Here is a 13,238-nt window from a genome sequence, read left to right on the forward strand (position 1 = left end):
ACGTCAAAGAGGGCGCCCTTCTGCGTGACGACGGTGTTGATCGACAGGCTTGCCGGCGCAAGCTATGGACCGATCAAGCTATGCTTGCCGGCTTGCTTTTGACATGCGCACTCTGCCGCCATGCAAGCAGATCGTCCGCGCCAATTCGGATGCGCCCATCCGGTTCGACGTCGCCGCAGTCATATTTCGCCGACGCAATCCGGCTGAACAAATCGATATTTTCCTGAAGCCGGCTTTCGTCGCAGCGTCGTGGTTCTGCGACCTCCTGAAGAGCTCCCCTGTCAATGACGACCATCTGATTTGCGCCGCCCGCATCCATCGCAAGCAACGCTTCCTCGCCGGACGACTTCATCATTCCACTGATCAGTTTTAATGGCATCACCCTATCTCCGGACCGATTGATCTCTTTGGAAAACCTGCCGCAGGAATGTTGTTGGACTGCCTGGGCAAGTTGCCGGACCTTATCCCTGCTCGAAAAGCATGCCTTGATACACATCAAAAGAGACGGCTTGCTGAACGAATGGCAAGGTCCTGCAGGGTGGGAGCTACGCGTGCGCGGCGGAACGCTTCCGGCAGGCCGCTTGCGCAGCCCGCCGGCGCCTCGCGCTCCTCACGCCTCAACGATCACAGCCGTCAGCCGCTTGACCACCGGCAGCACCAGTAGCAGGACAGGAAAGGCGATCGCCCAGGAGAGCGCCCATGCGGAGGGCCACATAGCAAGGGCAGGCGCGGTCAGGCCTTGGGCTCTCACGATACTGATCGCCGAGACGACTGATGTCATCAGCAGCGAGAGGATGAACGGCATGATGATCGTATTGTAACGTTTAGGGAGTTTGCCTTTGAGCATTTCGATCTCCGTAAGGTGCCGATCAGACAATTGCGCAGCGCCGACCGGCGGGTTGCGCGTTGATTGACGTAAACGCTTACGGAGCTTCGATCTGAAGCAACGCCGTCTCTATGGCCGAAATTGTCTTGCCGTTCAAGTCCGCCTCACCTCCTTCCGATCGTCTTTGCCAATTCCTCAACGAAAGGAATTATCCTTGTTGCCGCAATCTCAGCGATTCGGCTCCAGGACCTCAGCCAATGACCAGAGCAAGACGCCGCCGCATCATCCGGACCAGACGAACCCTGACCGGGCTCGCCCTCGTCGGCTCGATTTCGTTTCTCGCCGGTATGACTGATGCAACCGGTCTTCTGCTCACCGGCGATTTCGTTTCCTTCATGACCGGCAATACGACGCGGGCCGCACTCGCCTTGAGTGAGGGCAATCTTTATCACGCGGCAGTCCTGGTCTCTGCCATCATCGTCTTCGTGCTCGGCAATGCGGCAGGCATCGTCATCTCTCATCTTTCGCAACGCCGCATCTTCGTGGTGCTTGGCTGCGTCGGCCTCGTCCTGGCGCTCGCCTCGATGATGACGGTGCAAAACATGCTCTTCGCCCGGTTCTACCTGATCGTTTTTTCCATGGGCATGGTGAACGCCGCCGTTGAGCACATCGAGGGTCTGCCGATCGGCCTGACCTATGTAACCGGTGCCCTGTCGCGCTTCGGCCGCGGGATCGGCCGCTGGATCATCGGTGATCGTCGTGTCGAATGGACGATCCAGATCGTACCTTGGGGCGGCATGGTGCTTGGTGCAATTGTCGGCGCCGTCCTGACGCGGCTGACCGGCGCGCATGCGCTGTGGCTGGTCTCCCTCTTTGCCATGGCGCTGGCGCTTGTCGCCATGCTCATCCCGCGGCCGCTCCAGCGCCGCTTCAATCAGAAGATCCCGCCGCACGGATCGGCCGCGCGGCGCGCGAAATAGACCGTCGCATTCCTGTTACCGTCGAATCGGATAGAAGGGACCGCCGCCAATCCTCAAGGAGTGGGTCTTGTTCCTGATTTCGAAGCTTGTCTGGATTTTCGCTCAGCCGCTGTCGCTGGCATTCTTCCTCGTCTTCTTGACCCTCATTGCCGGCCTTCTGCGCTGGCGCACCTTAAGTATCCTCAGCGCAGCTGGTTCGGCCCTCATCCTTTTCGTTACGCTCTACACCACGGCTGGCAACCTCGTGATGCAGGGTCTCGAGCAGCGCTTCGCAAAGCCGGCCGCCGATCCCGACAACCTGCAATGCATGATCGTGCTCGGCGGCGCTTTCGAAAACGAGGTGAACACGGCGCGCCACGGCATAGAATTCAATGGCGGAGCCGACCGCTTCGTCGAAGCTCTGCGGCTCGCGCAGAAATTTCCGCAGTCGCGCATTCTGGTATCGGGCGGCGACGGTTCCATCTCGGGCGTCTACGAAGGCGATGCGGCGGCATCCGAGCGGTTCTTCCCGCTCTTCGGCGTTGGCAAGGATCGCCTGATCGAGGAGAGGCAATCGCGCACGACCTTCGAAAACGCGATCAATACCAAGGAATTCCTGGCAAGCCAGGGGCTTTCCCATTGCCTGCTGATCACCTCGGGTTTTCATATGCCGCGATCCGTCGGCATCTTCCGCAAGCTCGGCATCGATATCGTGCCCTGGCCGACCGATTATCGCACCGACGGCCAGGTGAGACTTGGATTGGATTTCACCCAGCCGAACCTCAATGCCCAGAACTTGGCAACCGCCATCCGCGAATGGTACGGCCTGGTCGGCTATTATCTCGCCGGCCGCACGTCGGAACTTTATCCGCAATAGAGCGCCGCGCGTCCAACAGAACGCGCCAAGGACGCTCGATCGCTTTGACTTTGCGCATGACCCGAATATCGATTCCGATTTCGGGTCATATGCTGAGCTATTTCTTCGAGATGGTGACGAATTTCGTGCCGCGGACGCGGGCCGTCACGATGCAGGGATCGCCCTCCGTGCGGTCGCAGAAACGCGGATGCATCTTCATCGCCAGCACCATATTGCCGAAGCGCTGGACGAAGTCGTAGCCATAGATCTGCGCCGTCGCGATCATGAAATAACCGCCTTCGGCAACCTGCAGGTAGAAATTATAAGTGCAGCCGTCGTCATTGCATTGCGGCCCCTTCTGCCCGTCGCAGGTCAGCTGACCCTCATTGACCACCGCGTCGATCAGACCGTCATTGTTGATGTCCTGCCGGGTGACGAAGCCGTCGGCAAATTCGGCCGTCTTGCACTGCTCCTGGAAATGTTTCTTCTCGTAGATCTCAGGATCGGAAATCAGCGATTGCTGGCCGAAGGCGACAGCCGGCATGACAAGCAGCAGGACGATATTCAGAACGGCGAGCACCAGCGTTTTCACGGCTTTCCTCTTTGGATAAAGGCTCTGTGGCCCAATGCATGTCGCCAAAACTGTGCAGCGGTTCTAGGACAACGACATGCATCACGTAAAGACTCTAGCTTTATGGCGCCCCCGCCTTGCGCCGCCCTTGCCGCCGTGGTTCTGTTCTCGAGAACAGAATGATTTTAGGCCTAATTGGCCTAAAATCTGAATCCTGTTGTCAATTCAAGAGTTAGAGCATGATGTCATGAGAAAACCGCTCACACTTTTCGGCATCATGCTCTGAACGTCTGCCGGTTCGGGGTTCGCATGTCCTTGCTCGTCTATCTCGATTATGCCGGCATTGCGCTGTTTGCCGCGACAGGCGCGCTCGCCGCGTCACGCAAGCAATTGGACCTCATCGGTTTTTTGTTTTTCGCCATGGTGACGGGAACGGGCGGGGGTACGGTACGTGATATCGTGCTCGGCCGCGTTCCGGTCTTCTGGGTGCTGAACCCAGGCTATATCCTCGTCTGCTGCATCATGGGCGTCATCGTCTTTTTCACCGCCCACCTGCTGGAATCGCGCTATCGTCTGCTGATCTGGCTGGATGCGATCGGCCTTGCCGCCTATTGCGTGATCGGCGCCGCCAAGGGCCTTGCCGCCACCGGCTCCCCGACCATCGCGATCGTCACCGGCACGCTGACGGCGACCTTCGGCGGCATCCTGCGTGATCTGATGGCAAACGAGCCTTCGGTGCTGTTGAGGCCGGAAATCTACGTGACCGCGGCCCTCATCGGCGCCGGTGTGTTCACGGCGGCCAATGCGCTCGGAATGCAGCTCTATCTGGCGTCTGCCTGCGGCGTCGTGGCGGCCTTTGCGGTGCGCGGCGGAGCCCTGTGGTTCGGCTGGACCTTCCCGACCTACAAGCACAAGCCCGGCCGGCATCCCGACGATGTCATGTGAAGCGGCGGTGTCGTCAGCCCTGCTTTGCCCGCAGCCGGATCACCACGTCGACATGAGCGATCTCCATGCCCTCTGGCGGTTCCGGCAGATTGCCGATCGTCAGGTTGCTGACGGGAATGTCGAGCACCTCGTTCTCGCCTTCGATGAAGAAATGGTGATGGTCGGACACATTGGTGTCGAAATAGGTCTTGGCGCTTTCGACGGCGAGGACGCGGATCAGACCGGCTTCCGTGAACTGGTGCAGCGTGTTGTAGACGGTTGCCAGCGAAACCGGCACACCGGCGGCAACCGCCTCCTCATGCAGTTCCTCGACGGTCAAATGCCGGTCGCCCTTGGCAAACAGGAGGTCGCCGAGCGCCACACGCTGGCGGGTAGGGCGCAGTCCTGCACCGCGCAGCCTTACCTCTATTGCGATCGGGAGCGTACCCGTCATCAAGACCAACTCCGGTTATTCTGGCATAAAGCAATCATGTTTCTTCAAGCGGTATAACTTTTGCACCGGAGCGTTTCAATAGTTCAATGAGGGCAAGAGCCTGATAAACGCGGCAAAAACCGGCTTTTGACGCAAATAGGTCTGGTCGCGGCCCTGGCCTTCCTGTATGCGACCACCAAATAATGGCGCAAGCCTGGTCCGGGGCGATGAATGAAGCTGCCTTGCTCGTGCTTCATTTTCTGAAGAACTTGGACTACACGTTCACATCCATCGGCTTCACGCGGGGGGAAAAAGAAACTTTATGACGACCAGACAGTCCAGCTTCTCGTACGACGAACTCATCGCTTGCGCACATGGCGAGCTGTTCGGCCCCGGCAATGCGCAGCTGCCCATGCCGCCCATGCTGATGGTTCATCGTATCACCGACATTTCCGAAACCGGCGGAGCCTTCGACAAGGGCTACCTCAGGGCCGAATATGACGTGCGCCCCGACGACTGGTATTTTCCCTGCCATTTCGAAGGCAATCCGATCATGCCGGGCTGCCTTGGTCTCGACGGCATGTGGCAGCTGACCGGTTTCTTCCTGGGCTGGCTCGGCGAGGAAGGCCGCGGCATGGCGCTTTCGACAGGTGAAGTGAAATTCAAGGGCATGGTCCGGCCGCATACGAAGCTGATCGAATATGGCATCGACTTCAAGCGCGTCATGCGCGGCCGTCTGGTCCTCGGCACGGCCGACGGCTGGCTGAAGGCGGACGGCGAAACCATTTATCAGGCGGCCGACCTTCGCGTCGGTCTATCGAAAGACAAGACGGCCTGAAACCGCATTTCGAGCGACGGACGAAAACAACAAAGGTTTGATCAGATGAGACGGGTAGTTGTCACGGGTCTGGGTGTCGTGTCCTCGATCGGAAACGACGCGGCCGAAGTCACCGAATCCTTGCGGCAGGCAAAGTCGGGTATCTCCTTTTCGAGCGATTTCGCCGAACATGGGTTCAAATGCCAGGTATGGGGCAGTCCAAAGCTCGGTTCGGCGGAACTTGCCGAACTGGTCGACCGCCGCGCCATGCGTTTCCTGTCGCAGGGCGGCGCCTGGAACCATGTCGCCATGAAGCAGGCGATCGCCGATTCCGGTCTCGAGGACAAGGATATCGGCAACAACGAGCGCACCGGCATCATCATGGGTTCCGGCGGTCCGTCTACCCGCACCCTGATTGAGGCTGCCGAGATCACCGTGAAGAACAACAGCCCGAAGCGCATCGGCCCCTTCGCCGTGCCGAAGGCGATGTCCTCGACCGCATCGGCGACGCTTGCCACCTGGTTCAAGATCCACGGCGTCAATTATTCGATCTCGTCGGCCTGCTCGACCTCGGCGCATTGTATCGGCAATGCCGCCGAAATGATCCAGTGGGGCAAGCAGGACGTGATGTTCGCCGGCGGCCACGAAGATCTCGACTGGACGATGTCCAACCTCTTCGACGCCATGGGCGCCATGTCCTCCAAATATAACGACACGCCGGACAGCGCCTCGCGCGCCTATGACGTCAACCGCGACGGTTTCGTCATCGCTGGCGGCGCCGGTGTGCTGGTGCTCGAGGAACTGGAGCGCGCCAAGGCCCGCGGTGCAAAGATCTATGCCGAAATCGTCGGCTACGGAGCAACTTCGGACGGCTACGACATGGTTGCCCCCTCGGGCGAGGGGGCTATCCGCTGCATGCGCCAGGCGCTCGCCACCGTCAAAGGCGACGTCGACTACATCAATACCCACGGCACCTCGACGCCGGTCGGCGACAGCAAGGAAATCGGCGCCATCCGCGAGGTATTCGGCTCCAGGATTCCGCATATCCAGTCGACCAAGTCATTGACCGGCCATTCGCTGGGTGCTGCCGGCGTGCAGGAATCGATCTATTCCCTGCTGATGATGCAGCAAGGCTTCATCGGCGAAAGCGCCCATATCGCCGAGCTCGATCCGGAATTCGAAGGCGTGCCGATCGTGCGCAAACGGATCGACGACGCGAAGATCGACATTGCCCTCTCCAACTCCTTCGGCTTCGGCGGCACCAACGCCACGCTGGTCTTCCAGCGTTATAACGGATAACAACATGTCGGGAATCATGCAGGGTAAGCGCGGGCTCATCATGGGCGTCGCAAACAACCACTCGATCGCCTGGGGGATTTCAAAAGCTCTCGCCGCACAGGGTGCGGAACTCGCCTTCACCTATCAGGGCGATGCGCTCGGCAAGCGCGTCAAGCCGCTGGCTGCCGAGGTCAATTCGGATTTCGTGCTGCCCTGCGACGTCGAGGACATCGCCTCGGTCGATGCCGTGGTCGACACGCTCGGTGAGCGCTGGGGCAAGCTCGATTTCATCGTCCACGCCATCGGTTTCTCCGACAAGAACGAGCTGAAGGGTCTCTACGCCGATACGACGCGGGAGAATTTCAGCCGCACCATGGTCATTTCCTGTTTCTCGTTCACCGAGATCGCCAAGCGCTGCGCTCCGTTGATGGAAGATGGCGGTGCGATGCTGACGCTGACCTATAATGGTTCGACGCGCGTCATCCCGAACTACAACGTCATGGGTGTTGCCAAGGCCGCGCTCGAGGCCTCGGTGCGCTATCTCGCCGCCGATTACGGTCCGCGCGGCATCCGCGTCAACGCCATTTCCGCCGGCCCGATCCGCACGCTTGCCGGCGCCGGCATCTCTGATGCGCGCGCGATCCTCTCCTGGAACCAGCGCAATGCGCCGCTGCGCAAGACCGTGACCATCGATCAGGTCGGTAATTCGGCGCTCTACCTGCTCTCCGACCTGTCCGCCGGCGTCACCGGCGAGATCCACTTTGTCGACGCAGGGTTTAACGTCACCTCCATGCCGACGCTGGAAACGCTGCGCAAGGCGGACGTCGAATAAACAACGACCCGATTGAAACTCAAAGGCCGTGCGCAGATGATGCGCACGGCCTTTTTGTTGTATCGGTTGGGATGATCGGTATCGAAGCCGCTTGAGCCCTATTTCTTCGCCCACAGCACCTTGAAGCGGGCGTTGCGGCAGGTTTCACCGCTTTCCCTGAAATTCGCTGCCAGAACCGGCTCGTAAGGCAGGCCGCGATTGGCGACGAGCATCAGGCGGCCGCCGCCGCGCAGGGCGGATGCGGCGGTCTTGATCATGGCCTGGCCGAGCGAAGGTTCGGCGGCGTGACCTTCGTGGAAGGGCGGGTTCATGATGACGAGATCGTATTTGTCCTTGACCGGTTCGCCCGCCAGATCGTGCCAGAAGAAGCGCGCAGGCGCGTTCGGGCAGTTCTCCGCCAGATTGTCCCTGGCCGCCTCCAGAGCCGCGTGATCGGCCTCGTAGAGGTCGAGGCGGGTCAGTCCACGCGATCTCCGCGCCAGTTCCACGGAGAGATAGCCCCATCCGGCGCCGAAATCCGCAACGTCGCCGGTGAAATCCTCAGGCAGGCGCGAAGCGAGCAGTTCCGATCCGGCATCGATCCGGTCATGCGAGAACATGCCGGCGGTCGCATGGAAACGGCCGTCGACGCGCACCGGCGCCTTTGCCAGCTTCGAGATGATCTCGCCGGCATCGGCAGGGCGGCCGAACCAGAAGGCGACACCGTGATATTTCGGCATATGGTCGACGGCGAGATTGAAACCTTCCAACCGCTTGCGCAGCGGCTGGATGCCGTCTTCCTTCGCACCGGCGACGACGATCAGGGCGCCGACCCTTGTGCGCGCGATCGCCGCGGCGAGGTTGGCTTCGTTCTCGCCCTTGTGCTTCGTGCAGAGCACCAGAGCCGCATCGTAGTCGTCGCCGTCGATCTCCGGCTTCGCTTCGATCCGCTGCGCCAGCAGCTGCCGATAGAGCGGCCGGAAGCCCTGGACGGCGCTGAGCGAGGCGGCAAAGCCGTCCGGCAGCGCAAAGCCTGCCTCGGCGCCGAGGAAGAGCACGCGCTCGCCCTCGCCGGGCGCCTCGACAGTGCCGCTGGCAAAGGGATGGAACAGGGTCTTCAGCGTCTCGCGGCTCATGGATCTCGTCTCGACTTCGGATACAAAAAGGGCGCGGAAGATTCCCGCGCCCGGAATCAAATCTGGGAGATGCGGCTTATTCGGCCGCTTCTTCCTTCTTCTTGTCGTTCGCAATTTCCTGGCCGGTGGCCTGGTCGACGACCTTCATCGACAGGCGAACCTTGCCGCGTTCGTCGAAACCGAGCAGCTTGACCCAGACCTTATCGCCTTCCTTGACAACGTCCTGCGTCTTGGCGACGCGTTCGGAAGCAAGCTGCGAGATGTGGACGAGGCCGTCACGGGCACCGAAGAAGTTGACGAAGGCGCCGAAGTCGGCGGTCTTGACAACAGTGCCTTCGTAGATCTGGCCGATCTCAGGTTCGGCAACGATCGAGTGGATCCACTTGCGGGCCGCTTCGATTTCCTTGCCGGAGGAGGAGGCGATCTTGACGGTGCCGTCGTCCTCGATGTTGATCTTCGCACCGGTCTTTTCGACGATTTCGCGAATGACCTTGCCGCCGGAGCCGATGACTTCACGGATCTTGTCGACCGGGATGTTCATGACTTCGATGCGCGGAGCGAATTCGCCGAGCTGGCCGCGGCTTTCGGTGATGGCCTTGGCCATTTCGCCGAGAATGTGGGCGCGACCGCCCTGGGCCTGGCCGAGGGCAACCTTCATGATCTCTTCGGTGATGCCGGCGATCTTGATGTCCATCTGCAGCGAGGTGATGCCGTCGGCGGTACCGGCGACCTTGAAGTCCATGTCGCCGAGGTGGTCTTCGTCACCGAGAATGTCGGAGAGAACCGCGAAGCGATCGCCTTCCAGGATCAGACCCATGGCGATACCGGCAACCGGCTTGGCCAGCGGAACGCCTGCGTCCATCAGAGCCAGCGAGGTGCCGCAGACGGTCGCCATCGAGGACGAGCCATTCGACTCGGTGATCTCGGAGACGACGCGCAGCGTGTAGGGGAACTGCTCAGCCGTCGGCAGCATCGGACGGATCGCGCGCCATGCGAGCTTGCCGTGGCCGATTTCGCGGCGACCCGGGGAGCCCATGCGGCCGGTCTCGCCAACAGAGTAGGGAGGGAAGTTGTAATGGAGCAGGAAGCGCTCCTTGTACATGCCCGTCAGGCTGTCGACATACTGCTCGTCTTCGCCGGTGCCGAGGGTGGCAACCACGATCGCCTGCGTTTCACCACGGGTAAACAGCGCCGAACCATGCGTACGCGGCAGAAGGCCGACTTCCGAAACGATCGGACGCACGGTTTCGAGGTCGCGGCCGTCGATGCGGCTCTTGGTGTCGAGGATGTTCCAGCGGACGATTTTCGCCTGCAGATGCTTGAAGATTGCGCCGACTTCCTCGGCCGTGTACCTGGCTTCGCCTTCCTCGGGGAGGAAGTGTGCCTTCACCTTCGCCTTGACGGCATCGACGGCGGCGTAGCGGTCGGCCTTCTGGGTGATCTTGTACGCTTCGCGAAGTTCACCTTCGGCAAGGCCGAGCATTTCGGTTTCGAGAGCGGAGTAATCTTCCGGCTGGAAGTCGCGCGGCTCCTTGGCAGCAACTTCGGCGAGCTTGATGATCGCGTCGAGAACCGGCTGGAAGCCCCTGTGGCCGAACATGACGGCGCCGAGCATGACGTCTTCGTTGAGTTCCTTGGCTTCGGATTCCACCATCAGCACGGCGTCATAGGTGCCGGCGACGACGAGATCGAGGCTCGATTCGTCCATCTCGTCGAGATGCGGGTTGAGAACGTATTCGCCGTTGATGTAGCCGACGCGTGCACCACCGACCGGGCCCATGAAGGGAACGCCGGACAGCGTCAGCGCGGCCGAAGTGGCGACCATCGACAGGATGTCCGGATTGTTTTCAAGGTCGTGCTGGATGACGGTGACGACGACCTGCGTGTCGTTCTTGTAGCCTTCCGGGAAGAGCGGGCGGATCGGGCGGTCGATCAGGCGGGAAACGAGGGTCTCGTTCTCGCTCGGACGGCCTTCGCGCTTGAAATAGCCGCCGGGGATCTTGCCGGCCGCATAGGTCTTTTCCTGGTAGTTGACGGTGAGCGGAAAGAAGTCCTGGCCGGGCTTCGGCGCCTTGGCCGAGACGACGGTGGCAAGAACGACGGTTTCGCCGTAGGTGGCGAGAACCGCGCCGTCGGCCTGACGGGCAATCTTGCCGGTTTCAAGCTTCAGCGGGCGGCCGGCCCACTCGATTTCCACGGTGTGTGTATCAAACATGTCTTGTCCTTCAATGCGGGAGCACGCGCCATCGCCGATATCAAGGCGCAGCGCACAGTCGACCGCAATCAATGTGACGTATCACGGGCAAGACAACGGGAGGCTTTTCATTCCTCGGGCTCTCGGGAAATCCGAGGATTTCCAGCAACCCGAAGGTTCCCTGGGGAACCGGGCCAGCACTCACTGATGAGCCTTGGCCGAAAGCATCCGGCAATCCTGCCCCATGACAGGTCAACGGTTGGTTTGGCAGATCCGGCCCATCCGGGTCTGCCGGTCGTTCCACCGCTTAGATAGGGCGCGGCTGGAACATTTCATCGGGAGCCTTGTCCCGAAACAGATCCGGCGGACGCTCGGAAGCGCCCGCCGGACAATCTTAGCGGCGGATACCCAGGCTGGCGATCAGCTTGGAATAGCGGCCTTCATCCTTCTTCTTGAGATAATCAAGAAGCGAGCGGCGGCTCGAAACCATCGTCAACAGGCCACGGCGGGAATGGTTATCCTTCTTGTGGTCCTTGAAGTGTTCGGTCAGGTTGTTGATGCGTTCGGTCAGGATCGCAACCTGGACTTCCGGAGAACCGGTATCGCCTTCAACGGTCGCATATTCCTTGATCAGCGCAGCCTTGCGCTCAGCAGTGATCGACATCGGGTGATCCTTTCTAAGAGAGGAGATAAAGGTCGCCAAAAGCCGGGATGTCGTCCAGCTTTGGCCGCGAATGCAATCGGGCGTACCCGATGCTGGCGCTGCCTATAAACCATTCAGGCAGCAAAGGGAAGAGGCGTAAAACTGTGCCTCTCTAAAGCGCGTCGCGTCAATCCGGATTCATGCGACGCGCTTTAGGCCTTCGATTTATGCATGTCGTTATCCCCAAAACCGCTGCGCACTTTTGGGCGACATGCATTGGGATAGCCGATCAGCCGAAGACGCGCTTCGGGCGAAACTCGCCCTGGCCGATTTCGCCGATTGCGATCAGCTTGCCGCGGGCCGTCGCATAAGCTTCGCTTTCGGCAACCGGCGCATCGCGGCCACGCACCAGGATCGGGTTACCCATCTTCAGCCGGTGTGCCTGGTCGTCATTGATGACGAGATGGGGCAGGGCCGAGAGCGCTTCGCAGGTGTCGATCAGCAGCGCGTCGAGGGCCGCAAGCCGCTCGTCCATATCCTCGATCGCCTCCAGTGCCACGAGATCGGCAAGCGGCACCATGGCCTCTTCCGCAAAGGGCGCGACGAAGGTGCGCCGCAGCCCCGACACATGGCCGAAGCAGCCGAGCTCGCGGCCGAAATCGCGCGCGAGCGCTCTGACATAGGTGCCCTTGCCGCATTCCACTTCGAAATGCGCGTGATCGGCATCCGGGCAGGCGAGCAATGTCAGTCGGAAGATATCGACCTCGCGCGACGGGATTTCGACGGCTTCGCCTTCGCGCGCCAGATCATAGGCGCGTTCGCCCGCTATCTTGATAGCGGAAAACTGCGGCGGCACCTGGTTGATGGTGCCGATATATCCAGGCAGGATATCGCGGATCTGCTGTTCGGTCGGGCGCTTGTCCGAGCTTTCGGTCACCTCGCCCTCGAGATCGTCCGTCGCGCGCTCTTCGCCCCAGCTCACTGTGAATTCGTAGATCTTGCGGCCGTCCATCACATAGGGAACGGTCTTCGTCGCATCGCCGAGCGCGATCGGCAGCATGCCGGAGGCGAGCGGATCGAGCGTTCCGGCATGGCCGGCCTTCTGTGCCTTGTAGAGCCACTTGATCTTGGAAACGGCTTCCGTCGAGCCGAAATCCACCGGCTTGTCGAGGATCAGCCAGCCGGAAATCGGCCGGCCCTTGGGTTTGCGTGGTTTGGACATGCGTCTCTTCTGTTTATTGTTCGTCATTATCGCCGTCGAGGTCGCGTTGGACCTCGGGCGAACGCAGCAGCTCGTCGATCTTCTTGTAATTGTCGAAGCTGGTATCGTCGCGGAAGCGCACCTCCGGCATGTATTTCATCTGCCGAAGCTGCGGCCCGAGCCGGCCGCGGATGAACTTCGCATGACGGTTCAACGCCCCGATGACCACGCTATGGTCGGAAACGCCGAGCGGCGTCACATAGGCGGTGGCGATCTTGAGATCCGGCGACATGCGCACTTCCGAGATCGAGATCACGGTCGCCTCGATGACGTCGTCGCGCACTTCGCCGCGTTGAAGCACCTGGGTGATAGCGGCGCGAACCTGTTCGCCAACGCGCAGCATGCGCTGCGAAGGCGCGGAGGAAGTTGGTCTGGTCATTGTTATCTCTATTTGCCGATGCGGCTGGGAATCGAACCCGTCAAAGGAGAGCGTCCATGACTCTTTTGTTCCAAAAGGTCAAGTCGGCAGATGCCCGAACGCCATCCGCCGGCTGGCGAATGGCGTTCGGGCTGATATATCGTGCGCAGC

The 13,238-nt window shown here is 60.7% G+C and carries 15 protein-coding genes; 6 read left to right on the forward strand and 9 right to left on the reverse strand.

The window, feature by feature from the left end:
• Positions 1 to 73: 73 nt before the first annotated feature.
• Together ACMUVN_RS22460 and ACMUVN_RS22465 are read right to left on the reverse strand one after the other, a co-directional pair.
• A complete protein-coding gene (locus tag ACMUVN_RS22460; protein WP_048338295.1) occupies positions 74 to 379 on the reverse strand; it encodes a hypothetical protein in 306 nt (101 codons plus the stop codon).
• 231 nt (positions 380 to 610) lie between these two features.
• The gene (locus tag ACMUVN_RS22465) at positions 611 to 847 is read right to left on the reverse strand and encodes a DUF2798 domain-containing protein (RefSeq protein ID WP_168333935.1); all 237 of its coding nucleotides are present in this window, start codon (positions 845 to 847) and stop codon (positions 611 to 613) included.
• Positions 848 to 1,083: 236 nt separating this feature from the next.
• On the opposite strand from ACMUVN_RS22465, the gene ACMUVN_RS22470 reads away from it, so the two are divergent.
• Both ACMUVN_RS22470 and ACMUVN_RS22475 read left to right on the forward strand, forming a co-directional pair.
• Positions 1,084 to 1,806, forward strand: a complete 723-nt coding sequence (locus ACMUVN_RS22470; protein WP_168333934.1) for a YoaK family protein — start codon at positions 1,084 to 1,086, stop codon at positions 1,804 to 1,806.
• 67 nt (positions 1,807 to 1,873) lie between these two features.
• The gene (locus tag ACMUVN_RS22475) at positions 1,874 to 2,662 is read left to right on the forward strand and encodes a YdcF family protein (protein ID WP_168333933.1); all 789 of its coding nucleotides are present in this window, start codon (positions 1,874 to 1,876) and stop codon (positions 2,660 to 2,662) included.
• A gap of 97 nt (positions 2,663 to 2,759) precedes the next feature.
• Here ACMUVN_RS22475 and ACMUVN_RS22480 read toward each other — a convergent pair whose 3' ends face one another.
• The gene (locus ACMUVN_RS22480; RefSeq protein ID WP_029868354.1) at positions 2,760 to 3,233 is read right to left on the reverse strand and encodes a hypothetical protein; all 474 of its coding nucleotides are present in this window, start codon (positions 3,231 to 3,233) and stop codon (positions 2,760 to 2,762) included.
• Positions 3,234 to 3,521: 288 nt separating this feature from the next.
• Between ACMUVN_RS22480 and ACMUVN_RS22485 the strand changes: the two genes are divergently transcribed.
• Positions 3,522 to 4,157 (forward strand): trimeric intracellular cation channel family protein, encoded by a 636-nt coding sequence (locus ACMUVN_RS22485; protein WP_063473397.1) that lies wholly within the window; start codon positions 3,522 to 3,524, stop codon positions 4,155 to 4,157.
• Between the two features lie 13 nt (positions 4,158 to 4,170).
• Here the strand turns inward: ACMUVN_RS22485 and irrA are convergent, their stop codons facing one another.
• On the reverse strand, positions 4,171 to 4,590 hold the full coding sequence (gene irrA / locus ACMUVN_RS22490; protein WP_047617346.1) for an iron response transcriptional regulator IrrA: 420 nt from the start codon (positions 4,588 to 4,590) through the stop codon (positions 4,171 to 4,173).
• A 301-nt stretch (positions 4,591 to 4,891) separates the two neighbouring features.
• Between irrA and fabA the strand changes: the two genes are divergently transcribed.
• From fabA to fabI, 3 genes are read left to right on the forward strand one after another with little or no spacing between them, the layout of a single operon-like run.
• Positions 4,892 to 5,407 (forward strand): 3-hydroxyacyl-[acyl-carrier-protein] dehydratase FabA, encoded by a 516-nt coding sequence (fabA, locus tag ACMUVN_RS22495; protein ID WP_414815462.1) that lies wholly within the window; start codon positions 4,892 to 4,894, stop codon positions 5,405 to 5,407.
• A 45-nt stretch (positions 5,408 to 5,452) separates the two neighbouring features.
• The gene (gene fabB / locus ACMUVN_RS22500; protein WP_047617350.1) at positions 5,453 to 6,685 is read left to right on the forward strand and encodes a beta-ketoacyl-ACP synthase I; all 1,233 of its coding nucleotides are present in this window, start codon (positions 5,453 to 5,455) and stop codon (positions 6,683 to 6,685) included.
• A gap of 4 nt (positions 6,686 to 6,689) precedes the next feature.
• Positions 6,690 to 7,496, forward strand: a complete 807-nt coding sequence (gene fabI / locus ACMUVN_RS22505) for an enoyl-ACP reductase FabI (protein ID WP_168333932.1) — start codon at positions 6,690 to 6,692, stop codon at positions 7,494 to 7,496.
• A gap of 98 nt (positions 7,497 to 7,594) precedes the next feature.
• On the opposite strand, the gene ACMUVN_RS22510 is transcribed toward fabI, so the two are convergent.
• The 5 genes from ACMUVN_RS22510 to rbfA form a co-directional block, all read right to left on the reverse strand.
• Positions 7,595 to 8,611: a class I SAM-dependent methyltransferase gene (locus tag ACMUVN_RS22510; protein ID WP_063473414.1), complete on the reverse strand. Its 1,017-nt coding sequence runs from the start codon at positions 8,609 to 8,611 to the stop codon at positions 7,595 to 7,597.
• Between the two features lie 76 nt (positions 8,612 to 8,687).
• Positions 8,688 to 10,826: a polyribonucleotide nucleotidyltransferase gene (pnp, locus tag ACMUVN_RS22515; protein WP_127431376.1), complete on the reverse strand. Its 2,139-nt coding sequence runs from the start codon at positions 10,824 to 10,826 to the stop codon at positions 8,688 to 8,690.
• Between the two features lie 373 nt (positions 10,827 to 11,199).
• On the reverse strand, positions 11,200 to 11,469 hold the full coding sequence (rpsO, locus tag ACMUVN_RS22520) for a 30S ribosomal protein S15 (RefSeq protein ID WP_047617353.1): 270 nt from the start codon (positions 11,467 to 11,469) through the stop codon (positions 11,200 to 11,202).
• Positions 11,470 to 11,737: 268 nt separating this feature from the next.
• Complete coding sequence (gene truB, locus ACMUVN_RS22525) at positions 11,738 to 12,670, reverse strand: tRNA pseudouridine(55) synthase TruB (RefSeq protein WP_168333931.1); 933 nt, start codon at positions 12,668 to 12,670, stop codon at positions 11,738 to 11,740.
• A 13-nt stretch (positions 12,671 to 12,683) separates the two neighbouring features.
• Entirely contained in the window at positions 12,684 to 13,088 is a 405-nt protein-coding gene (gene rbfA, locus ACMUVN_RS22530) for a 30S ribosome-binding factor RbfA (protein ID WP_168333930.1), read from the reverse strand.
• Between the last annotated feature and the right edge of the window lie 150 nt (positions 13,089 to 13,238).

The sequence above is a fragment of the Rhizobium sp. IY2 genome, assembly GCF_047532935.1.
Taxonomy (GTDB): domain Bacteria; phylum Pseudomonadota; class Alphaproteobacteria; order Rhizobiales; family Rhizobiaceae; genus Rhizobium; species Rhizobium anhuiense.